General features: G+C 72.9%; 15 protein-coding genes. All 15 read right to left on the bottom strand.

Features of this window, described 5'->3' with window-relative positions; translation table 11 throughout:
* Positions 1-5 precede the first annotated feature (5 nt).
* The 15 genes from LPC04_RS22795 to LPC04_RS22725 are packed head-to-tail and all read right to left on the bottom strand — an operon-like array spanning position 6 to position 22,666.
* Positions 6-1,988 (bottom strand): hypothetical protein, encoded by a 1,983-nt coding sequence (locus tag LPC04_RS22795; protein ID WP_275684600.1) that lies wholly within the window; start codon positions 1,986-1,988, stop codon positions 6-8.
* Positions 1,989-1,995: 7 nt separating this feature from the next.
* A complete protein-coding gene (locus LPC04_RS22790) occupies positions 1,996-4,416 on the bottom strand; it encodes a porin family protein (RefSeq protein WP_275684599.1) in 2,421 nt (806 codons plus the stop codon).
* A 26-nt stretch (positions 4,417-4,442) separates the two neighbouring features.
* Complete coding sequence (locus LPC04_RS22785) at positions 4,443-5,741, bottom strand: hypothetical protein (protein WP_275684598.1); 1,299 nt, start codon at positions 5,739-5,741, stop codon at positions 4,443-4,445.
* Between the two features lie 27 nt (positions 5,742-5,768).
* A complete protein-coding gene (locus LPC04_RS22780) occupies positions 5,769-7,061 on the bottom strand; it encodes a hypothetical protein (protein WP_275684597.1) in 1,293 nt (430 codons plus the stop codon).
* A gap of 8 nt (positions 7,062-7,069) precedes the next feature.
* Entirely contained in the window at positions 7,070-8,707 is a 1,638-nt protein-coding gene (locus tag LPC04_RS22775) for a hypothetical protein (RefSeq protein ID WP_275684596.1), read from the bottom strand.
* Positions 8,708-8,732: 25 nt separating this feature from the next.
* Complete coding sequence (locus LPC04_RS22770; protein WP_275684595.1) at positions 8,733-11,780, bottom strand: phage tail protein; 3,048 nt, start codon at positions 11,778-11,780, stop codon at positions 8,733-8,735.
* Positions 11,780-14,086, bottom strand: coding sequence for a baseplate J/gp47 family protein (locus LPC04_RS22765; protein WP_275684594.1), 2,307 nt, complete (start codon positions 14,084-14,086; stop codon positions 11,780-11,782). The genes LPC04_RS22770 and LPC04_RS22765 overlap by 1 nt, the downstream gene beginning before the upstream one ends.
* A gap of 11 nt (positions 14,087-14,097) precedes the next feature.
* Positions 14,098-14,484, bottom strand: coding sequence for a GPW/gp25 family protein (locus LPC04_RS22760; RefSeq protein WP_275684593.1), 387 nt, complete (start codon positions 14,482-14,484; stop codon positions 14,098-14,100).
* Positions 14,481-16,544 (bottom strand): hypothetical protein, encoded by a 2,064-nt coding sequence (locus LPC04_RS22755; protein ID WP_275684592.1) that lies wholly within the window; start codon positions 16,542-16,544, stop codon positions 14,481-14,483. The genes LPC04_RS22760 and LPC04_RS22755 overlap by 4 nt, the downstream gene beginning before the upstream one ends.
* Positions 16,545-16,554: 10 nt before the next feature.
* Complete coding sequence (locus tag LPC04_RS22750; protein ID WP_275684591.1) at positions 16,555-17,271, bottom strand: phage baseplate assembly protein V; 717 nt, start codon at positions 17,269-17,271, stop codon at positions 16,555-16,557.
* Positions 17,272-17,292: 21 nt separating this feature from the next.
* Positions 17,293-18,360, bottom strand: a complete 1,068-nt coding sequence (locus tag LPC04_RS22745; protein ID WP_275684590.1) for a phage late control D family protein — start codon at positions 18,358-18,360, stop codon at positions 17,293-17,295.
* A gap of 10 nt (positions 18,361-18,370) precedes the next feature.
* On the bottom strand, positions 18,371-18,562 hold the full coding sequence (locus tag LPC04_RS22740; RefSeq protein ID WP_275684589.1) for a hypothetical protein: 192 nt from the start codon (positions 18,560-18,562) through the stop codon (positions 18,371-18,373).
* The gene (locus LPC04_RS22735) at positions 18,559-19,353 is read right to left on the bottom strand and encodes a CIS tube protein (protein WP_275684588.1); all 795 of its coding nucleotides are present in this window, start codon (positions 19,351-19,353) and stop codon (positions 18,559-18,561) included. The genes LPC04_RS22740 and LPC04_RS22735 overlap by 4 nt, the downstream gene beginning before the upstream one ends.
* Positions 19,350-19,820, bottom strand: coding sequence for a phage tail protein (locus LPC04_RS22730; RefSeq protein ID WP_275684587.1), 471 nt, complete (start codon positions 19,818-19,820; stop codon positions 19,350-19,352). Before LPC04_RS22730 ends, LPC04_RS22735 begins: the two co-directional genes overlap by 4 nt.
* The gene (locus tag LPC04_RS22725; RefSeq protein ID WP_275684586.1) at positions 19,817-22,666 is read right to left on the bottom strand and encodes a hypothetical protein; all 2,850 of its coding nucleotides are present in this window, start codon (positions 22,664-22,666) and stop codon (positions 19,817-19,819) included. Before LPC04_RS22725 ends, LPC04_RS22730 begins: the two co-directional genes overlap by 4 nt.
* Positions 22,667-22,669 lie beyond the last annotated feature (3 nt).

Raw genomic sequence — 22,669 nt, 5'->3', positions numbered from 1 at the left:
GCGGCTCACTCGAAGTGGAAGCGCACGTCGCGCCCCGCGGCCGGGATCCAGCCCGGGTCGCGGTCGAGACCGGCCAGCCGGATCGCCAGCGGGAGCGCGGCCAGCGAGAACGTCACGTCGACCCATGTCGGCCGGGAGGACACCCGCGCCTCGCTGCGGCACACCTGGTCGATCGGCGCCTGGTCGTCGGCGACGCCCAGCGCACGCGCCAGCCGGGCCTGCATCAGCGGCAGCAGCCAACGCTGCCAGCGATCGCCCGTCGGGCGCGGCGCGTGTCGGTCGATGCACACGCTGGCGGACGCGAGCAGGACGCGTTCGCGGCACAGCGCCGCGGCCTGCGCGGCCGGCGCCGCACCGGAGCGCGGCACGTCGAACAGCACGAAGCCCGCCGGATGAAGCAGGCGCAGGCGACGCGCCGTCGCGCGGTAGCGCACCACGCTCGGGTGGCCCCAGGGCTGCAGGGCAGCGTCGGGGACGGCCCACGCCCGGGGTCGCGCGACGGGGGGCTCGGCACCGCCCATGCGCGCCAGCCAGGGCGCGAGCGCATCGCGCGCGAACTCGTCGCCGAACCAGGCATCGCCCGCGATCGCGAGCAGCCTCCAGGGCGACAGCGCGATGCCGTGCTGGGCGGGCGCCGTGAAGTCGCCGTACAGACCGAGGCCGATCGCGGCGTTGAGCAGGTAGAACAGGCCGCCGAATGAAGTGGCGGTCGGCCTTGCGTCGGGCAGGGCGGCGAGGGTCCGTGGGCGCGGGCTCGCGACCGCCGTCTCGGCGCGGTGGAGCGAGGACGCCGGCGCGGTGTCGCCCGCGTCGCGCATGTCGTGACCGGTCGGCGGCGCGGTGCGTTGCCCGCGCCGCCGCTCGCGCAGGTGTGCGTCCGGCTCGCGCACCGGCGGACGTGACGACGGCGGCATCACGGCGTCGTGGTGGCTCGGCGGTGCATTTGCCAGGTCGTCAATCGCGTCCGAGACACGTGCGGACAAGTCGCGTGTGGGCTGCCGAAGCGCTGTCGGCGCGCCGCGCGGAATCGAGTCGATCGCGGAGGCATCCGCGCCTCGCAGTTTCGACGGCGGGCCGCAGGGCCGCGGCGCGAGCTCGGCGCTTTGGTCGGTACCTGGCTCCTCGTCGACGAGATCGACACGTCCCCGCCCGGTCTCGACGAGCGACGCCGCCGACCTGGGCGACACGGCGGTCCGCCCATCACGCACGACCTGCGCGAAGCCGTCGCTCCTGAGCAGGACGGGATCGCGCGCCGCGACGAGCGCGACGACCATCAGGCGCGCCCCTGCCGGCGTCGGCGGCGGGGTGTTCAACTCCGGCACCGCGGTGACGACGCGGTGGACCGTCGCAGCCACAGCACTCGCGCGCATACAGGGGTGGTGTATCGGCGATGTCGCGTTGCGACCCGTCGCGCCATCCAATGCCGAGGCGACCGCCGGCGCGGCGTGGTCGCGCGCGATCGCGCGAACCGCGGCGTCGGCCGTCGCGTCGTCCAGGCGCGCGATCCACGCCGCGGCCAGTCCGATCGAGGCCAGTTGCGCGATCACGGGGACCAGGCGGTCGCCGTGGCCCGTCACGCGCCGCGCGAGCCAGCGCGAGAGCGGCTCGTCGCCGAGCGCCGCGCGGCACCACCACGGCTCCTGCGCGCGCCCGCGCAGCCACTCGCGCAGCAGGCAGGCCGCCAGCTCGTCGTCGTCGGCGAACCAGACGGCGCCGCCGCCAGCCGCCGTGCCGTCCACCCACGGACGCCGTGCCTCGCGGGCCTGCGCGCGCAGGGATTCGGCGATGCTGCGGCCCAGCGCCGGCGTGCGCTGGCCCGTCGCCACCAGGCGGCGCACCAGCAGCAGGGCGCGCCACGGCAGGCCCGGCGGCGCCCAGTCCAGCGACCCGAGCGCGCGCTCCAGCCGCTGGCGGGCCAGCAGCGGATCGCGCACGGGCGCCCGCAGCGTCACGCGACGCAGCGCGGCCCCGTCGGACGGCACGCCCATGGCCGCCTCAGAAGGCCTTGCGGACGGCGACCTGCAGCGTCGACCAGGTCGTGTCGGGCGCATTGCTGGTGACCGACTGCAGGTTGTAGCGCCCCTCGATCGCCCAGCCGTGGCCCAGCCCAACCTGCACGCCGCCGCCGATCGTGCCGCCGAAGCGCGTGCTGCCCGGATCGAAGGCGTAGATGCCGATGCCGCCGTCGACGAACCAGCGCAGCGGCGCCGGCGTGACGTAGTACTTCGCGTCGACGCCGAACGCTGTCACGTCGATGGCGTCGGCGCCGCCCTTGCCGTCGAAGTGATGCGCCGCGAGCGTGGCCTCCACCGACAGCTGCGGGTTGATCGCGTATTCCAGCCCCAGCGTGCCGGCGAAGCCGCCGTCGTGGGCGTTGGAGAAGCTGCCGTGGGGGATCGTGGCGCCGAGGCCGAGCCAGGCGGCCCAGGGGCCGTTGGCGCCACCGTTGCCGCCTCCGCCGGGCTCGATCGCGTCGACGACGGTGTCCAGGTCGACCGACTCGTTCTCGGGAATGCTCAGCTCGTAGCCCGTGGGCGTCCTTCTCACGCAGCCGTTGCCGCCGCCCGGGCAGCTCTTGGGAGTCATGTCGAGCGCCCATCCGTCGATGGGACCGTCGTGGCCTACCTGCATCGTGAACGCGCCGGCATAGCGCGCGCGCCGGTACTTCTTGTTGTCGATGATCAGCACGTCGCCGGTCTCGAGATAGCCGCGCGCCACGACATCCAGCTCCTGCGTGACGCGGCTCCCCAGCGCGAGGGGCGGGAAGTTCGCGAAGGTGCTCGCGCGACTGGATGCGTTCGCCTTCGGCGGCATGCGCAGACTCCAGTTGCCGTCGGGCGAAAGTTGCGACGCCTGCTGGTCGAGCGCCAGGATCACCTTGTGCCTGGTCTCGCCCGCCGGCGGTGGTCCGTAGCCTCGGGTGCCGACGTGTGCGCTGGTCGTGGCATGCGATGCCTGCAGCACGTTGTTGTTGAACTGGATGCTCCTGTGCAGGAACTTCAACGCGGGGTCGGTGGACTGGATGGCGGCCTGGACGCAGTGGTGCCCCAGGAAGCCGGTCAAGCCGGTCAGCGAGTATTCGCAGGACTCCTTGTAGCTCAGGCGCCAGTCGGTCTGCTGCACGAGCGACTGGGCGGCGGACAGGGCACCGGCATTGAGGCTGGTGACATCGATGTTGTCGTTCGGCGTGGCGGAGGCGTCCGGATCGTATCGACGGCCGATCGCGTCCCATTCGTCCGGGCTGCCCAGGCCCCAGGGCGCGATGCTGAATTGCGTCGAGAGCGTGTGCGCCGCAATGTCGGCCGCCGTCTTGTTGGTCAACTGCGCGCGATAGTAGTTGTCGGCGCTGCGGGTGCCGGTCGGCGCGCTCTGCGTGCCGCTCCACAAATAGTCGTTCGCCAGGCTGTCGCACTGAGCTTGCGTCGTCTGGCTCACGTGCAACGCAGTGGTGGTGTTGCCGAAGCCGCTCACCGGATCCTGCGAGACACCCGCCTGGACGATGTCGACGCCGACGCATTCCGGCCGCATGAAGAACGACGCATTGGCCCAATGCGCCTTGTCGGGCGTGGCCTGCGTGATCTGCACGCCCGCTGCGCCGGCGTTCATCACGCTGGCGACCGGGAACGCGTCCTCGAAGAAGTGCGAGGTGGTGCCCGTCGTCTCGATGTTGACCAGGTCGGCGTAGAAGCCGAACGTGGTGCTCATCGAGGGAAGGAACCTGCAGAAGTTTCCGCCGTCGTTGAAGGGGATGCGGGCCTCGAACGAAATGTGTTTTCCGACGACGTTGATCACGTACTGCGCCGCGGACGGCCCTGCGCTGGGGAGCGTGCAGTCCTGGTTGGCGGCGGTCACTCCCGAGACGTCGAGCGCCAGCGGCGTGCTGCAGTTGGCCCACGCGCCATAGTCGGCGATCGCCGGGCAGGCCGGGTTGCCCGAGGTGTTGGTCTGGACCTGGTTCCAGTGGGTGCTGCCGTGCCAGATCTGCACGGTGGGCACGCTGCTGGCCGCCGAAGACGCCCCGACCGCTCCGAAGCCTGTGATGTGCAGGCGGATGTCGTTCTGCGGGTTGGACGGCTCGGGTGAAATGACGAGCACGAGCGTCGTTACGGCCGGATCGATCGTGAAAGCTGGATTGTCGTAGTCCACCGCGAGGTACAACGCCTGGTTGGCGATGCCGTAGCGCAGGAAGCCGGCCCGTCCCGCGCCGGTCACCTCGGACAGTCCGACTTCACCCGCGTTGTTCCATCCCGACTCCGTCGGCACGCCGTCGATGGTCGGGAGATGGCCCAGGACGTCGCCGATCGCCGGCACGAAGATGTCGTCGAGCTGGGCATGGCACGCACCGGCCTGCAGGGCCGAGGCCACGCCGACGATCGCTGCGAAAAGATGTCGCTGAAGGAATGTCTTGAGACTCATGGCATGACTCCCTGGATGGAAAGTGCTCAACCCGCACGCAGCGGAACGAGGAAGCTCGCATTCACGGCGGGCTGGCCGGCAGGGGCGCCGGTGATCGTGAACAGCAGTCCCGTGCTGGACGCCGTCGAAGGCGGGTGGACTGTCAGCCCGGTCGTCGTGAACCCGCTGGGGCCGTTGACCAGCACGCCCGACTGCGTCAGCGGATCGGCGGTCCACGACGCTGCATCGCCACCGCTCAGTGACGCGTTGAGCGCCATGTTGGTGAACGTGCCCGCCGCGACGTTCAGGTTGCTGATGTCGACGCGGAAATTGAGCAGCCCCGCCTGCCCGACCTTCAGGACTTCGGTGCCGCCGTCCAGCGTCACGTTGGCGCCGCCCCCGAGCAGCGTGAGCGCGACCCGGTTTTCCGGCTCGGGGATCGGGCCGCCGAAGGTCAACGAGTAGGGCAGCGTCGGCGCAGGATTGACCTTGGTGCCCGGTGTCGTCTCGACGGCCGAGAGCGTCAGGTTGCTGGCGCCCGATCCGGCGGCAGGGACCGTCAGCTCCACCAGGAACGTGGTCTCGAAATGCGTGCCGTTCGCGCGGTCGAGCTTGACCGGGTTGGCAAGCGGGCCCCCGCTGGTCGGGTCGATGAGCGTCGCGGTCCAGTCGGCGGCGCTCGATTGCGCCCCGATCTGCACGGCCGCGCTCTGGGTGACGTCGGCCGACATCTTGAACGTGAAGCGGTACTTGCCGGCGGTCAACGCCGCTCCGCCCGGCGGCGTCAGGTACTGCAGCGAGAGTTGGCCCGAAGGAACCACCGACGGCGGCTGCAGGACGAAGCTGAGGGACGCGGAACTGCCGTCGACGTTGGAGACGCTCAGCGTGACGGTGCGGGCGATGCCGTTCAGGCCGGGGTCGGGCAGATCGAAGACCAGCGCGGTCGCCGTGCTGACCCCGTCGACGGGCTGGACGGAGACCGCATCGATCTTCACGCCATTGCGCGACCCTGGCGTGCTGAATCCCGATCCCACCGCGGTGACGCGATCTCCCACTCGAAACGGCGGGGTGCCGTCGATGCGGATCAGCGTCACCTGGGTCGGCACCGTCGTCGACGAACCCGCCTCCAGGTTGGTCAGCCGCACCTCGATCTGCGCGATCTCGGTGAGGATCGAGTTCATGAAGTCCGCCGTGATCAGGTCGCCCGGCCTGACGGTCGGCGAACGCGCGCCGATCAAGGTCGTGGTCAGGCTGTTGAGGTCGGCGGTGCTGAGCTTGCCCTGCAGCTGATCGAGGATCGCCTGCAGCGGAACGACGATGTTGCCCGTGGTGATGGAGTTGGCCATGAAGGCTCCTTGACGATTCGAAGCAGGTCAGCGCGCCAGCGCGTAGTTGGCGTAGTTCCAGTAGGCCCCGTCGTAGCGCGCGTCCGCGCGATAAGGCATCTGGCCGGACGAGAACACGACGTAGGAGCGCGGCAGGCTGCCCGAGCTGCCGGCGAAGTCGATCGCCTCGCGGTTCTCGCGCACGCGGTAGAGCCAGACGAACTCGCCCGACTGGGTGTCGATGGGCGGATAGGCCAGGCTCTCGCGCACGAGTCCCTCCAGCCTGGCCGCGTTGATGAAGGCCGGGCCGCGCACCGTCATGCCGGCGAAGAACGCGAGCGCCTGCTGGTCGGTGCCGCCGGTCTCCTCGGCGATGGGGATGATGCCCACCGGCGGCAGGTAGCGGCACAGGCCTTGCGCCGTCGCCGAGGCGGGCAGCACGCGCGGGCTGGCGAGGTCGGCCACCTGCCGCTGGAACTGCATGAACATCGCATGGCCGACCGCCAGCCGGCGCGATTGCGCGAGGCCGGAGAACGCGTCCGTCCCGGACTGGTGCAACGGACGCCGGACGGCCCAGGCGTCGATGAAGTCGAGTGTCGACGTTCCCTTGAACGACAGCAGCGCGAGTGGCACCTCCGCGTCGCCGAGGCGCGTCTTGCGCAGCGCCTCGAGCAGGTCGTCGGCGCGCGGCGGGGCGTCGAACAGCGATGCGAACCAGGCCGGCTGGATGCCCTGGCCGAAGGCGCGGTAGGCGATGTCGTTGCGCAGCGTCGCGGCGCCGAGGTCGAGTCCCGCGAGCAGTTGCGCGTCGAGCTGCAGCAGGCGGAACTGCACGGCCTCGACGTTGACGTCGATCGCGCAGCGCACGTTCAGCGGATCGAGGCCGTTGCTGGCCGCGCGCCCTTCGGTGGTGGCACTCGGGGCCAGTGTCAGCAGGTACAGGCCGGCGCCCGCGACGTAGGTGCCGCCGACCAGCGGCGTGCAGTTCGTGAAGGTGCAGGTGCAGGACGCGTCGGTGCCGCCGTCGAACTGGCGCTGCAGCGCCACGCTGGTGTCCTGCGCGAGGTAGAGCGTCTGCCCGGCGCGGTTGACGGCCAGGCCCGCGGCGATGCGAACGACGGCGCCGGTCGCGCCCGACACGCTGGTGTCGCGCACGACGTCCAGGCCCCACGCGACGCCTTCGCCGAGCGCCAGCCCGAGGCGCGCGTCGGCGGTGTCGCGGGCGTCCTGCTCGCGCGCGAGATCCTTGGCCGCCAGCAGTCGTCCGTTGAAGAAGTTCACCGAGCGGATCGCGCCGTCGGTGACGGGTTGCTGCAGTTGCAGGAGATCGTTGGCGTTCATGATGGGCCTCAGGGCGCGGTGGCCAGCACGTGCCACGTGGTGCCGCCGTCCGACAGCAGCGTCGTCGTGGTGGCCTTCTTGACGGTCGCCGCGTTCGTCGTGGGGCCGCTCAGCGTGTCGGCCGCGTCGACCGCCAGCTTGGCGTCCGCGTCGACGGCGCGCACGACGTAGACGCGGCCGCGGTTGCCGGCGCCGCACTTGGGCAGCGTGACCGTCGGGCCGCCGCTGCACAGCACGACATGGTGCGTGGCGTCGAGCGCGAGGTCGGCGTTGGTCGCCGCCAGCGCGACCTGCACGGCACCGGTGGTGGACAGGCCCGCGAACTGCGGCACGCTCGCGGGCGCGAGCGGCTGCGGCCCCGACAGCACGATGCTGCCCGCGGCCTGCGTGACGATCACCTCGTCCGCGGTGCCCGCCAGGCTGGCGACGGCGTAGCCGCCGGCGTCGCCGACCAGGATCTGCCCGTCGCCGGGCGCGCTGCCCAGGCCGGTGCCGCCGTCGGTCACGGCGACGATCGCAACGCCGGGCGCATAGGGCTCCGCGCTGGCGGGTGCGCCGTCGTACAGGCTCCATTCCTGCAGCAGGCGGACGTTCGCGAGCACGGGCCGCCGGCTCTCGTCGATCTGCAGCGCGACCGGACTGCCCGCGATCTGCCACGCGCCCTGCGGCGATCCGCCGATCCACGCGACGTCGAACGTCACGCTCGCGAGCAGCACGCAATCGAGATCCGGCGCCTGCGCGACCTGGCAGCGCATCGCGGCCCACAGCGGCCGCAGCTCGGTGACCCAGAAGCGCAGCGCGACGCGCAGGAAGTCCGGCCACTGGCTGGGCGCGATATCGACGCCAGGCGGCGACAGGTCGAACAGGTAGTCGCCCAGCGTGCTCACCGAGGGCGGTGGCGACACCGGCGGCGACGCCGCGGCCGCCTGCAGCCAGGGCTGCACCGCGATCCGCAGCGCGGCGAGCCAGGCCGCCTCGTCGGGCGTCACGGGCGGGCTGGTCGTCGAGAAGGCGACGTTGCTGCGCAGCCAGAGCACGAAGTCGCGCAGCGCGTCCTCCTCGACCTGCGCGGGCGGCGCGCCGAGCAGGTCGAGGCGGAAGTCGTCGGCCACGCGCGACGGCTGCATCAGCTCGTCCTCCGACCGGCACGGCGCGCCCGGAATCGGCACCGGCCGCGTCGTGCAGTCGGCGTAGCACAGCGTGAGGTGCAGCGTGATGCTGCCCGCGGTCACGGCGGGCGGCGACGACGACGGCGGCGAGGTGGGCGGCGACACCGGCGGCGAGCCGCCGGTCAGCAGCGCGTTGACCAGCGCGGCATGCGCGGCCTTCGCGAGCCACTGGTTGATGACGGCGCACTGGTCGGCGCCCACGCACACCAGCTTGCCGCTGGGCAGCAGCGCGGCCCCGGGCGAGACGTGCAGCCGCATGCCGGCGCTGCCGTCGGCCTCCGCGTAGACCTGCAGGCCGCTCACGGTGCCGTAGCCGACCGCGTCGCGCGCGAGCCACTGGTCGCGTCCGGCGAGCCAGGCGTGTTCCTGCTGGAAGTCGTCGACACCCAGCACCATGCCGCGCGTGTAGTTGACGTACTGGGTCGGGTCGAGCGGCAGGCCACCGAGGCTCGAGACAGGTTGGTTGCAGCATCCCATGGTTGGCTCCTGATGACCGCGCGGGTCAGCCCTCGATCGACAGCCGGTCGCCGCCGGCGTGGCGGCGCGCGCCGCCGACGAAGCTCGCGCCAAGGTAGGCCGCGCCCACAACGGCGTCCGGAATCAGCTCGGGCGCGCGGCTGCCGGCGCCCAGCTGCGTGTCCAGGCCCAGCCGCGCCTCGCCCACGCGGTTGAACGCCCAGTAGAAGCGCACGTCGAACGTCGTGTGCGCGGGCTTTTCCAGGTCGACGATGCGGCTCGCCAGGCCCAGCCACGTGCCCAGCTCGCCCGGGTCGGCCTGCACGCTGTCCAGGGGCAGCAGCACCGAGAAGCGATGCGCGCTGCGCACCATCGCCAGCACCTGGCGCTCGAACTGCAGCCAGTCGGCCTGCGCGGCGGCCGTCGGCGGCAGCACGTCGGGAATCGGCACGAGGTCGAAACCGGGCCAGCTCGTGCGATGCGCGGCCTGCAGGCGGTCGATGCGGCGGTAGCGGCGCGCGAGGAAGTCGGCCCACAGCACGCGCTCGCGCACCGACTGGCTCTGCGCGCAGAACGCCTGCCAGTCGGCCTGCTCGATCGCGCCCGCGGGCCAGTCGGTCGGCAGCGCGATCGCGGCGAAGCCCGCGACGTTGCGACCCCAGGCGCCACTCAGCGCGTCAACCTGATTCGCGTAGCGCGCGGCCACGAAGCACTGCCAGCGCACGCGCTCGGCCGCGCCTTGCGCCGGCACGAAGCCCAGCGCCGACTGGCAGAACGCGGCCCACGCCTGCGCCACCGTCGCATCGGCGGGCGGCACCAGCGAGAACGGCGCCAGCTCCTCGTTGGCCGTCGCCGTGCGGCCCTGCGATCGCGCGAAGCGGTCGACCAGGCCGCCGTTGCCCTCGTCCGGCGTCCACAGCGCGCCCTGGACGACGGATCGAAGCCCATCGCTGGCGCCCGGATCGGCCGCCATCGCCGGCGCGCCCGGCGCCAGGCGCGACTGGAACGCCTCGACGATGCGGATCCGCCCGGCATCGTCGTCGTCGGCGCCGGGGCCGTCGAACATGGCGGGGTCGAAGCACGGGTCGAAGGCCAGCGACAGCGCGATGCGCAGGCCATGCACGGTGCCGCGCCAGCGGAAGAAGTCCATCGCCCGCTGCACCAGCAGGCGGTGGCGGCGCTCGTCCCACGCCGGATCGAGCGCGAGGTCGAACCATTGCGCGAGCCAGGGCAGGGCATCGTACGGCACGGTGCGGGCGTCGAACAGGCGCTGCAGCGTGGCGATGCGATCCTCGACCTGCGTGAACGTGCCCTCGAGGTTGGCCAGCCAGCGCTCGAGGAAGCCGCCCTGCACCGGATCCTCGCGATAGACCGCCGGCAGGAAGCGTTGCGTGTACGAGAAGCGCGGCTCCCACGCACGCAAGGCGCGCACGCGCGGCGTGCCGCCGCCATTGATGCTGACGAAGCGCAGGCGCAGCTGCAGGTAGCGTCCCTGCGCGGCCTGCAGCAGCAGCTCCCAGGTGCCCGCGCCCGCCGACTTGCGCGTCGCGCGCGCGGCGTCGCGGCGCAGCCACGGCAGCTCCGGGCCCGTCGTGCGCAGTTGCAGCGGCGGCTCGGGCGTCCAGCGGCCGACGACCTGCCGCGGCTCGAGGCCGTCGAGGCCGTCGCAGTCGTCGCCGGCGCGGCTGTCGATCTCGATGCGGCTGTCGGACGGCACGGCGGCGTCGAGGAACAGCTTGTCCCAGGTCGTGCCCAGCTCGGCGCTGTCGAACACCGGTGTCACGAACTCGGCGAGCGTCGCGAAACGCTGGCGCGGCTGCTGAACGATGCGCGTCCAGCGCGGCGTGGCCGGGCCGCAGTCGTAGAACGCCTCGCCCTGCACGGCCAGCAGCGCGCGGCCGCCGAAGCGGCGCAGCGGGTAGAGTTCGGCCGGCGCCTGCAGCACGAGGCCCGGCTCGCTCGCGACGATCTCGAACGGATGCGCCTGGTTGCCGATCGTCGTGGCGATCAGCAGCGCGGCCCGGTCGGCCTCGTACAGGCGGGCGACGCTCGCCCAGGTCATGTCGTGCGCGAGCGCGGGCAGGTTCGGCGCCGGCACGGCGGGACTGGCGCTGCCGGACCGCACGACGTCCAGCCATTGCGAGGCATCGCACGACCAGGTCGCGCCGTCGCGCCGCACGCGGAGCAGCCGCGAGCGGGCGTTGGCGTCGTCGCGATCGAGCAGCAGCACGGCATCGTCCAGCGGCACCAGCGCGATCGCGCGGACCGCGTCGATCGGTGCGGCGAGCAGGTCGAGGCCGGCCGGGAAGTCGAGCGCCGGACGGCCGCGCGCGGGCCCGGCGAGCGGCTGGAAGTCGTCCACCTGCGCCGCGGCGACCGGCGCGAGCGCCTGCCCCGGCCGCACCGCGCCGAGCGCGCGGTCGAACTCCCACAGGCGTTGGCGCACGAGATCCAGCGCCCAGACGCCGCCGCACTCGCGCGCGCAGAGCGCGAACGCATCGAACGCGATCGAGGCGGGCCACAACGTCTCGACCGGCGATCCGCCCGCCACGAGGTCGAAGCACATCAGGCCGCGCGCCGCGCCACGCGCGAACGCGACGACCAGCGCGTCGTCGCAGGTCGTCGCCAGCGCGAGGAACACGTCGGCCACGGACGCCGCCGGCACGGCGCTGGCGTCGAAATCGAGTTCCGCGCGCGCACGCCGCGGCGCGCAGTCGGACGGCGTGGCCGGCCAGAACGCCGACTCCACGCCGGAGCCCACCGAGGTGACCAGCAGCGCGCTCCGGTCGTCGCTGACGCGATAGATGTTGCCGTTGCGGTCGGCGGCGGCGCTGCGGCGCGCGTCCAGCGTCAGCGGCGCTTCGCCGGGCGTCTGGGGCAGCGCGATGGCCTGTGGCGCGAGCGTGATCTCGTTGCTCACGTCATCCCAGCGCGGCAGGGTGGCGGGCGCCATCGTCGCTTCCAGCGCCGGACTGCCGGCCGCCCCCGACCACCACGCCGACAGCGGCAGCGCCGCGGCATCGTCGCCGTCGAGGCAGCGCGCCCAGTCGCTGCGTCCCAGCAGGAGGTGGAAGCTCGCGCCGTTGACGTTCATCAGCAGTTCTCCGGCACGATGGGGACGGGCAGCAGCTGCGTCGTCGTGGTGGTGGCCGTGGCGCTCGCCACGCCGCGCACGGCATCGATCGGCACCGGATCGCCCGCCACCACCGAGATGCCCAGCAGGCGCGGCAGCTGCAGGCCGGTCATGGCCACGCTGTCGCTCGCTGCCTGGCCGTCCTGGGCGAGCAGCACGTCGGCGACGGCCGTCACGCCCGCGACGCGCGCGACCTCGGCCAGCAGCACGCGGCTGGAGACGGCGGTGCGCAACGGCCAGCCGCGCGCGGGGTGGACGCTGCCGGGCGGCGCGAAAAGCGGCGTGTCGTCGGGCGCGCCGCCGGCCGGACCGATCGGCGCGAGGAAGGCCTGCAACCGGGTCTTGGCGGCGTCGACCACGGCGGCGATCGACAGGCCCGCGGCGACGTCCACACCCACCGAGATCCAGATGCCGACGTAGTCCGGCCCGCGCAGCAGCAGCTCGGTCGTGACGAGGCGGCGCGGGTCGAGGTAGACGCACAGCGTGTTGAGGAACAGGCGATCGGCGCGCGGGGCGTCGGGCTGGCCGGGGTCGAAGGCCGGGATGGCCATCAGCGTCACCACGCCCGGCGCGCCGCCGGGCTCCGCCGGCGCGAAGTCGGGATGGAACGCGGGCAGCATCTCGATGCGGCCGATCTGCACGCCCGGGGCGCGATAGGCGATGGTCGCGAAGTCCTCCGCGCTGACGAGGCGGTCGCGATGCTGCAGGTAGCGCCGCACCTGCTTGTCGCCGTCGTCGGCGGTCTCCGAATCGGCGCCGCCCCAGGTCTGCACCGGGTTGGTCACGCTGAAGCCCGAGCCGAGCAGCGGCGCCGAGTTGATCGCGCCGGGCTGCACGTTGCCCGCCGCGCCCGAGCAGGTGTCCGAATTCGCGAACACCTTCGCGCCGGCCGGCAGGCGCCAGCCGTTGAAGCCGTCGCCGAAGGTCAGCGCGCCGGCCTCGGCGTCGAGCTCGAACACGTAGCTGGGCGCCGCCGACGCCGCGGGCAGCGCGAGCGTGGTCGCGCGCGGATCGCTCACCGGCACCTCCGGCGCGGCCGCGGCGAGGTCGTCGATCTGCGTCCAGGTGGTCGGCGCCGCGGTGCCCACGCGCGCGGTCACCGTGACCGAGCCGTCCAGGATCGGCGCGTGCGCCAGCGTGCGCACCTGGCCGGGCGTGCCGTCGCCGTCGGCCAGCGGCTCGGCGACCGTGTGCTCGATCTGGCGCACCCAGGTCGCGTTGAGGCCGGCCCAGCGGATGCGCGCCTGCGCGGCGCCGGTGATGCGCATGCGCAGCCACGTCACCGTGCGCGCGGCGAGCGCGAGGTCGTCGAGCACGGGAGGCAGGTCGCCGACGCCGCCCTCGAGCGCGTCGACGCCATCCCACACCGCGAGATCGGCGGACGCCGGCAGCTGCAGCTGAACGACGCCGGGTTCGGCCAGCACGTCGGCATCGGTGGCGGGCGCGAGCTGGCGGTAGGCCGGCGCAGGCCGGTCGTCGGCGTCGCGCGAGAGGCTGCCGTCGGCCGCGACGCTGGGCACTTCGAAGGTCAGCAGCGTCGACGCCTGCGGCGGCCCGCCGGGTTCGATCTGGACGCCAACGTCGTCGAGCGCCGGCACCACGCCCAGCGACAGCGTGCGGCCGCCGATCAGGTCGCGCGCCGCCTTGAGCGGGTCGGCGGCGCTGGTGTCGACGTCGCCCGCGCGTGCCAGCAGCGCGATCCACAGCGAGCGGTCCGGCGTGTCCTGGTTCAGGTCGACGCTCTCGACGACGCTGCCGTCCAGCGCGACGGTCTCGTACAGCTGGACGTCGGTGGGGAAGTCGGTCTGGTAGCTCGCGTAGAGAAGCCGGTAGTAGTCGAGCAGCGCCGCGCTCGGCGCCGGCAGTGTGCGCTTGAACACGACGCGCGCCTCCAGCGGCAGCACCTCGACGCCCATCTGCGTGCGGAACGGCACCGCGCCGGCGCGCAGCTCGAAGTCCTCGGCCACCAGCTGCGCCTGCATCGGCCCGCGGTCGTTGGTGATCGCGACCAGGCCCTGCGCCGCAGACGCCGACGTCAGCGGCACGCGCAGCATCTGCAGGAACTTGATGCGGTTGCGCTCGGGCATCAGGTTGGCGCGATACAGCAGGTTCTCGGTCAGGAACGCGAACAGCTGCACCAGCGTGACGCCGGGGTCGCTCTGGTTGAAGTTGGTCCACTCGGGCGTGTACGACTGCGCCCGGTTGAGCGTGTCCTGCACCAGCTGCGCGAAGCGGCGGTCGTCGATGGGGGGCGGCGTGAGCGGCATGGCGGCTCTCGTCAGGTGGCGCCGAGCGCGACGGACACGCCGATGCGCTCGCGCGCGTCGGTCGCCACGAGGCGATAGGTGATGGTGGCGATGGCGGACTGCGCGTCGCCGGGATCCGCATCCACCTCCACCGACTCGAGCGCGATGCGCGGTTCCCAGCGCACCAGCGCGCGCATCATGGCGTCGCGCACGCTCGCGCGCGTGGCCACGTTGTTCGGCTCGAACAGGAAGCGCGCGAGGCCGGCGCCGAAGTCGGGCACGCCCACGCGCTCGCCGGGCTCCGTCTTCAGGATCAGCGCGATCGCCTCGCGGATGTTGTCCTCGCCGCTGGACCACACGAAGCGGCCGTCCGCGCCCACGCGCGGCGGAAAGGACAGGCTCTGGCCGAAGACGCTCACGACGACGCTCCCTTCTTGCCCTTGAGCCCCGGCACCGGGAAGCACAGGATGAAGTAGGGCAGCCAGTGGAAGATGAGATCCAGCAGCGAGATGATGATCATCAGCAGGATCAGCGCGCAGATGGTGATGATGGGGATCGACAGCGAGCAGATCATCCCGATGTTGATGCCGCCGGACTGGCACGGGCCGCCCTCGCCGACGTCGAGATCCTTGTGCAGCGGCCACGGCAGCACCGACAGCACGAGGTCGATGAAGCCCAGCCCCTTGGCGCGCTGCACCTGGCCGCAGAGCATGTCCGACAGCACGAAGGCCGTGTTGCGGTTGAACTTGCGCAGGCCGGCCGGGCTCGTGTCGATCGGCAGCGAGATGCGGATCGGGCGCGCGGGCGCGTCGGCGTCGAAGAAGCTGGCGACCTTGAAGCGCGCGCTCGGGGCCGACAGCACCGGCGGATGCAGTGGCCCGCAGTCGGCGTTGAGGTAGACGTGGCGCACCACGAACCAGCCGCCGTCGAGGAAGTCGCCCGGGTTCGCCGCCGCGGCCTTGGCCACCTGCGCGGCGAACGGCAGCGGCGGGCCGCCGACGGGCGGAGTCGGGTCGAGCGCGCGTGCGAACTGCGCGGTCAGCAGGTCGACCCACTGCGCCTGCGGCACGAAGAACGCCGGGCCGATGACCGGATCGGACGGCACCGGCACGGGCATCGGGCTGGACGCCAGCGACGTCAGCGCGGTGAACGGGCCGTCGGCGACGAACGCGCTGGTGAGCCCGGCCAGCGCGAAGTGATTGGCTGGCCAGCCGGCGGCCGAGGCGGTCGCGGCGTTGTACGCCACGGTCTGCGCCTCCAGCGCGTCGCCGACGCCGGCCTTCGCGATGCCCACGAGCGCGTCGCGCAGGCTCGCCCAGGGCGGCTTGACGTCGTTGGTCGTGCCGGGCACGTACAGGCCCTGGCGCAGGCCGGTGGACATCGCGGCCGTCCCCAGCCAGTCGTACAGGCCCTGGCGCGGCGCCGACAACGCCGCCCGGCCGGTGCCGTTGGCCAGCACGACGTTCCACAGGTCGGGCATCTGGGTCGAGAGGTGGTTCGCGAAGTCCAGCAGGATCAGCCACGACGCGCCGGCCTGCGCGAGGTTGTGGTTGAACGCGCGCGCCTGCTGCTGGTCCGATGGCTCGGAGTCCGAGCCGATCTTCTGCGTGCCGGCCATGTCCTTGGCCAGCTTGACGCTGGAGCGGATCAGCGTCTTCCACGGCTCGGCGACATCGAGCTGGAACTGCACCATGCGCGCCTGCACGGAGTCGGCCGACGTCGTGGCGGCCGGTGCGGCAGGCACCAGCGACTGGCGCTGGCCCTCCGCGAAGGACGACGCGACCGACGGATCGACGCGCGCGCCGAGATATTCCTCGCGCCGGCCCACCGGCACCAGCGCGGCCCACAGCGCGCGGCGCAGGCCCGAGTCGTCGCTGAAGGACAGCGCGAACGTCGGCACGCGATCCTCGTCGGCCACCAGCACCGACGGGTCCGCGCCGCAGCGCTGCCAGCGCGCGCCCTGCGCGTCCTTGACGTAGGCGAACTCGACCAGCGGCGGCGTGGTCGCCGATGACGACGGATCGGGCATCAGCCGGCGCATCACGAGCGACACCTGCTCCGCGCCGCCGGGCACCACCGAGCGGTCGGGCAGCCCGTGCTGGCGACACACCAGGCTGGCCGCCGCGATGTAGTAGCGCTGGTGCGCGGCCTGGTAGAGCTTGAGCGGGCGCGCGTCGGCCGGCGCGGTGCGAACGGGCAGGGCCGCGCCCTTGCGCACGCGGGCGATGGCGCCGCGCAGTCCCGCCTGCGACACCGCCGGCAGCGGCACGCGCGTGGCGGTGTCGGTGCCGTCGGCGGCGGGCTCGCGCCAGGTCTCCCAGCGCGCGATGCGCTGCGCGATCTCGGCCGGATCGCGCGCCATCGAGCCGAGCAGCTGCTCCATGAAGTCGTCGCTCGCGAAGCGCAGCAGCGCCGGCGCGTCGGCGCTGGCGAGCGGCGTCCACAGCGGCTGCGGCGAGGTCCAGGCGATCGGATGCATCGTCGTCCCCTCACCAGATGTTGCCGGCGCCCGGCGTGTACGAGGCGCTGATGATGCTGTTGCAGATCACCGTGTCGGCCTGCACCACGCCCGAGAAGCGCGACATGCCCGCATCGACCGTGACCATCGACGCGCTGACCGCGACCTGGCTCGCGCTGACCGTGACCTTGGCCGACGCGGTGATCGTGATGCCGCTCGCGCCCAGCTTGATCGAGTTGCCGTTGCTGTCGATCACCTCCAGCGCGCCGGGGCCGTCCTTGAGCGTCACGCTCTGGCCACCGGGCGTCTCGAGTTTCAGCTGCTCCTGGCCATCGTTGTCGTCCAGCGTCACCTTGACGCCGTTGCGCGAGCACAGCACCTTCTTGTAGTTCTTGCCGGCGCCGTCCATCTTCTCCGGCGCGCCGTCGCGGCCGTTCCAGAGGCCGCCGACCACATACGGTCGACGGGGATCGCCGTGCTCGAAGGCCAGCAGCACCTCGTCGTCGACGTCGGGCACGAACCAGCTGCCACGGTTGTTGCCGCCGAACAGCGTCGCCAGGCGCGCCCAGCCTTCGTAGCGCTGGCTGCTGGCGTCGGGCGACCAGGGCAGCGTGACCTTCACGCGGCCCTGGTTGTCGGGGTCGCGGATGTCCGTCACCAGGCCCACGCACACGCCGTACCAGCGCCCGCCCCAGCCGCCGGGCACGCGCTCCTGGAACTGCTGCTCCATCGGGGGAAGGTCGTGCATGTGCATGGTGGGTTGGCGCCGTCAGGGGCGTCCGATGAACGGGCGGTCGCAGCCGAATTCGGTGCGCAGGCCCTGGCGGTTGTCGAAGCGGATGCAGACGTCCGTGGCCGTGTAGTCGCCGTTGAACAGCGGCCCGAGGCCGGCCAGCGTGAGCGTGGCGCCGACACGCAGCGCGGCCTGCGTCTCGGCGACGCCCCGCCCGACCACGAAGCGCCGCGCGAGATGGCGGAAGCTCGCCTCGGCCAGCACGCGCGCCTCCGCGGCAGAGGCGGGCAGGCCGTGGGCGAGGGTGTCGACGCGCTCGCCGAACGCGTTTTTCAGCGTGTCGGCGCCGCCGACGCCGCCCTTCAGTTCCGACGAGACGGCGCTGGCGTCGGCGCGGTTGCTGGCGGCCTGCTTGCCGGAGACGTCCCAGCCCGTGGCCACGAGCGCGGTGCGCTGGTGCGTGAGGTCGGCGCCGACGTGGAACTCGCGCAGGGTGCCGGCCCAGGCCAGCGTGACGCCGCCGCCGTTGCGCTGCGTGCGCTGCGCGGCCTTCAGCGTCGAGCCCTCGACCCAGACCTGCGCGTCCTCGCGGCGCGCGAGGTCGCGCGCGAACGCGAGGTCGCTCTGGTTGACTTGCGCGAGCAGCGCATAGGTCGCGCCCTGCAGCGAGACGTCGGCCGTCAGCCCGTGGTCGCGCGCCACCTGCTGCAGCACGTCGGACAGCGACGCGTTGGCGAAGCTGCGGGTGCGGCGCGTCATGCGCAGGTCCTGCAGCCGGTCCTCGGCGCTGATGCGGACCTGCGGCGGTCCGCCGTCCGGGAAGATGCCCGTGATGGCCGTGACCCGGCCGTCGAACAGCGTGTCGTCGCCGAGCGCGATCGACAGGCGCTTGCCGAAGTCGATCACGTCGCGGCCGAAGTACTGGAAGCCCAGGCCCGACGGACCGCCCCAGTTCCCCAGCAGCAGCTCGCAGCGCGCGAGGCCGTCGGCCGACTCGGCCACCGACAGCTCCAGCATCGCGCTGGTGAGCGTCGCGTTGCGCTGGCCGTCGACGAGGACGGCCGGACGCGAGACGCGCAGCGGGAAGTTGGCGAGTGCGGCCATGGCGACGCTTTCAGTGGGCCCAGGTCCGCAAGGCCTGCTCGTGCAGCGCGCGCAGCGCCTCCTGCACGACACGAGGCTCGGGCGGCGGCGGCTGGTCGCTCGCGTGACCCGACGCGGCGGCGTCCTGGCGCGCGGCGGGCGCGGCCTCGGGCAGGACTTCGAAATCGTTGATGACGACGGCCATGCGACGGGTTCCCTTCATCCAATGGAGACTGAGCCGCCGAGGCTGGCTCCGGCGTTGACGCGCACGACGACGGCCGGCGGGCTGATCACCGCGCTGACCGGCGACGTCGGCGTGCCGAGCGCCGCGCCGAGATCGACCAGCGCGCCGGGGGCCATGCGCAGCGGATCCTCGATGCCGTTGGCCGAGGCGACCGACTGCCACGAGTCGATGCCGGCGCGTCCGGCCATCGCCTGCAGCGTGTCGCCCTGGCGCGCGCTGGTCAGCGGGTTCTGCCCGGGCTTGCTCGCGACGCCGTTGTCGGGCAGCTTCTGCGCGAGGATCTTCTGCTGCGACAGCGTCAGGCCGATGCTGGCGCGCAGCGGCTTGCCGTCGGGCGAGAAGAACTCGAGCGACTGCTCGATGCCGTCGACGACGCCGTCAAAGATGAACGAGCCCCACTGGAAGCGCACGGGAGGCGGGACGAGCTTGTCCTTCTCGTCCGCGGACTTGGGCGTCGAGTTCTTCTGCGGCGTCATGAAGAAGATGACTGGCTGCGTCAGGCGGCGCACGTCGTCGACGGGGTTGGTCTCCATCGCCGTGACGTCGAACCACAGCTGCAGCGCGAGCTTGGTCGTGCCCTCGCCGACGAACTGGCGACCCGGCGTGCCGGCGGCCTGGTCGCCGCCCTTGGGCTGCACGATCTGGTTGGCGTACGTGATCTTGAGCGTCTCGGGATTGAACTGGACGTCGGCCGTCGCGCCCTTGTCGAGCGGGCCGGACAGGTCGTCCGCCAGCTGGATCAGCTTCGCGTGCACGAGGCCGGCGGTCATGCGAACGCTCCCAGCGGCCCGAGCTTCAGGGTCTCGTAGGCGACCTGCAGCTCCTCGATGGCGATCGCGCCGTCGCGGGCCGACAGCGCCGGCGCCTTGATCTTGACCGGCAGGCAGCGCGTGAGCTGGAAGCGCGCGCGCATGGTGCGGCCGTCCTGCGCGAGCAGCACGATCTCGGCGCTCGCGCGCAGCGTCGGGTCGGCGATGCTGCGGTTGAACCAGTCCCACAGGCCGAAGTCGGCGGTCATGCCGCGCTTGAGCGTCAACTGGCCGAAGGCCACCGGGCCGGGCAGGCGGATCTGGCGATCGTTGCTGCCGCCCTCGCGGATCGTCTTCACTTCCTGCGTCATCTCGAGGCCGTCGCAGTCGGAGAACGCCGCGTCGACCAGCGGACGCGCGTCGCCTGCGAGCGCGATCTCGACCGCGAAGTTGAAGGTGGAGAACGGATGCGCCTGCACGTCGGTCATGAGGTCTCCTCGGCGACGCGGGCCTGCCCGCCGCTCTGCGCGAGCCGCACGGCGATGAAGCGCATCGGCAGCGACGGCGCGACGCGCAGTTCGACGATGAAGCGGCCGGCGTCGACGTCCTCGGGCGTGTTGAGCGAATCGTCGGTGACCACCTGGAACGACTGCTCGGGCGTCGCGCCCGCGAACGCGCCGCGGTCGAACAGCAGCTTCATCAGCTCGCCGAAGCCGCGCTGCACCGCGCGCCGCAGCGCCGGCCCGTTGGGCTCGAAGACCCAGGTGGCGCCGCGCTGCAGCGCGATCCGGCGCAGCAGGATCAGCAGGCGGCGCACGTTGATCGGCGTGGTCGCGTCGTCCTGCGACAGCGTGTCGGCCGACAGCGTGAAGAAGCCGCGCGGATCGTCGCGCAGCAGGTTGATCTGCGCGTCCTGCAAGGCCTGGCGGTCGCGATCGGCGACGAGCGGCGTCAGCGCGACGACCTGGCTCATCGGCTCGTTGGCGGCGGCGATCCAGGCGCCGCGCCCGGCCGCGCGCGCCGCGAGGATGCCCGTGGCCACGCCGTCCGGCGGCACGATGACGATCGCGCCGGCGGTGTCGGCGCTCGCGCACTGCAGCCATGGAAAGTACAGCGCGCCGTAGCTCAGCGCGCGCGCCTCGCGGGCCGTGAATGCCAGTGCGTCGACCACCGCCGGCGGCTGCTGCACGCCGCGCAGCCGCTGGGCGTAGCGCAGGGCCTGCGCCGTGCGGAAGTGGCGCGGCATCGCCAGCACCGCGAGCAGGTCGCCGCCGGCCGCGGCCAGGCGCAGCGCCGCGCGGTGGATCGCCAGCCAGTGCGGCTCGGTGGCCACGCTCGCGACGTCGGCGTCGAGCTGTTCCCAGTCCTCGGCGCGCACGAGCACGGTGACCGGGTCGGACGGCGCGCTGCGGTCGTCGCCGTGCTCGGCCAGCACGCGGTAGTGGTAGACGCCGTCGCGCTGCAGCGAGACGACGGCCTGCGTGCCGGCGCCGCGGAAGATCTCGGCCTCGTCGCCGAAGTCCGCCGAGCCGGCCTGCGTCAGCACGTAGTCGGCGCCGGGCTCGCTGTCGCTCCACGCCAGGCGGTAGCTGCCGGGGCGCACCTCGCCCGCCGGGCCCGTGAGCGTCGGCGTCGCGAGGCGGCGCGTGTCGCTGTCGATGAAGTTGCCGAAGTCGGGGCCGGCCAGTTCGGGCAAGTCGCCCACCGCGACGCAGGCGCCGCGATGTCGCGCCCATTGCGGCGGCGCGGGCACGGCATCGGGCGCGAGCGGCGGCGTCGCATCGATGGCGCGCCGCCGCCAGCCCAGGTGGATCGCATCCGGCAGCGCGAGCAGCGACGCCTCGTTGTAGAGGCCGCCGACATCGACGCCCAGCATCGCGTGCATGCCCAGCAGCGGCCGCCGCTGCGGCGAGATGATGCGCACGAGCTCGGCATGGTCCGCGAGGTCGTCGACGGCGTCGGCGGCCAGCGCCGGATCGATGAACAGGTCGGACGCGAACAGCGACAGCCCGTCGCGCTCGAGCGCCGTGCCGGCGGCGGGCAGGGCGCCCACGCCCGCGCCGAACAGTGGCTGCACGCCCAGCGGCAGCCAGGCCAGCGGCGGCGCCGCGGCGGAGTCGGGCGCGATCGGGAAGCGCGGCGCCAGCGTCCGCGCCACGCCGCTCGCGTCGTCGGGCGGCAGGAACCAGCTGGCGTCGTCCTGCTGCTCCCAGAAGCTGCCGCTCGCGGCGGGCGAGAGCGCGAGCCCGGGCAGGCGCTGGTCGCTGCCGTCGGCGGCTGTCGCGCGCAGGTCCAGCGCCAGGCGCTGCGCACGCGTCGGATGGGCGATCGCGGGCGGCAGCAGCGCACCCAGCTCGCGCCACACCGGGCCCAGCACCGTGGCCAGGACGGCGGTCGTGCTGCTCGCCGGCGGGCTGCCCTCGAAGGCCGGTGAGCGATCGATCTCGTCGATGCGCAGCCACGCGACGCCGGCCGCATCGACGACGCGGACCCACTGGCCGGGCGCGAGCTGGTCGCTGACCGGCAGGCCCAGTTGCAGCGTTCCCGCGTCCAGCCACAGCGCGGGGCCGGCGCCCAGCAGTCCCGCGATCTCCGCGGTCGCGGCGCTCGGCGACGGCGACGTCGCGGCCTGTTCGAGCTCGAAGGCCGCGCACAGGTGCACGGCGACCTCCAGCGGCCCGCCGGCGAGCACCGCGGCCCGGGTGCGCTCGACGAGCGCATAGGCGCAGGTGCTCGCGTCGTCGCCGAGTTCCAGCAGGTCGCCGGCGGCCAGCGGCTGCAGCGTGGTGAACGTGAAGTGGCTGGCCGGCGAGTCGGCGGCCTGCCAGTCGTCGAGGAGGAAGCCGGTGCGCTGCAGCGCCGTGTCGAGGCGCACCGCGTCCGACCACGAGCCTTCGCAGCGCGCGATCGCGTCGGCGGCGACGCACGCGCCGCCGGCCGCCGGCAGTGCCAGCACGCCCGGGATCGCGAACCGGTTCGACGTGGCCAGCGGCGCCGCGGGCAGCGCCGATCGGCCGGCCGCCGCCTCCAGCGCCGCGTTGCGCGCCACGCGCGTGACCCAGCAGCGCGCGCCGCCGTTGGCGAAGAACAGGCGCACCGCCGCGCCGAGGCAGGCGAGCACCGGCGCGTTGGTCTGCACATCCCAGGCGAGCGGCGCGTCGCCACCGAACACCGCCGCATACTCCGCCGGGCTCTCGACCGCCACCGGCAGGTGCAGCGGCCCGGTCGACGCGAAGCCGACGAAGGCCGCCACGTCCATGCGCGGCAGCGCCGCCACGGGCGGCGGCGGCGCGACGGTCATGGAGATGCCGGGCAGGCGGCGCGGAGCGGACATCGC

Origin of the sequence: Scleromatobacter humisilvae (assembly GCF_023231945.1) — a bacterium.
GTDB lineage: Bacteria > Pseudomonadota > Gammaproteobacteria > Burkholderiales > Burkholderiaceae_C > Scleromatobacter > Scleromatobacter humisilvae.
The sequence above is the reverse complement of the archived record's forward strand: the minus strand, read 5'-3'. Positions and strand labels throughout refer to the sequence as shown.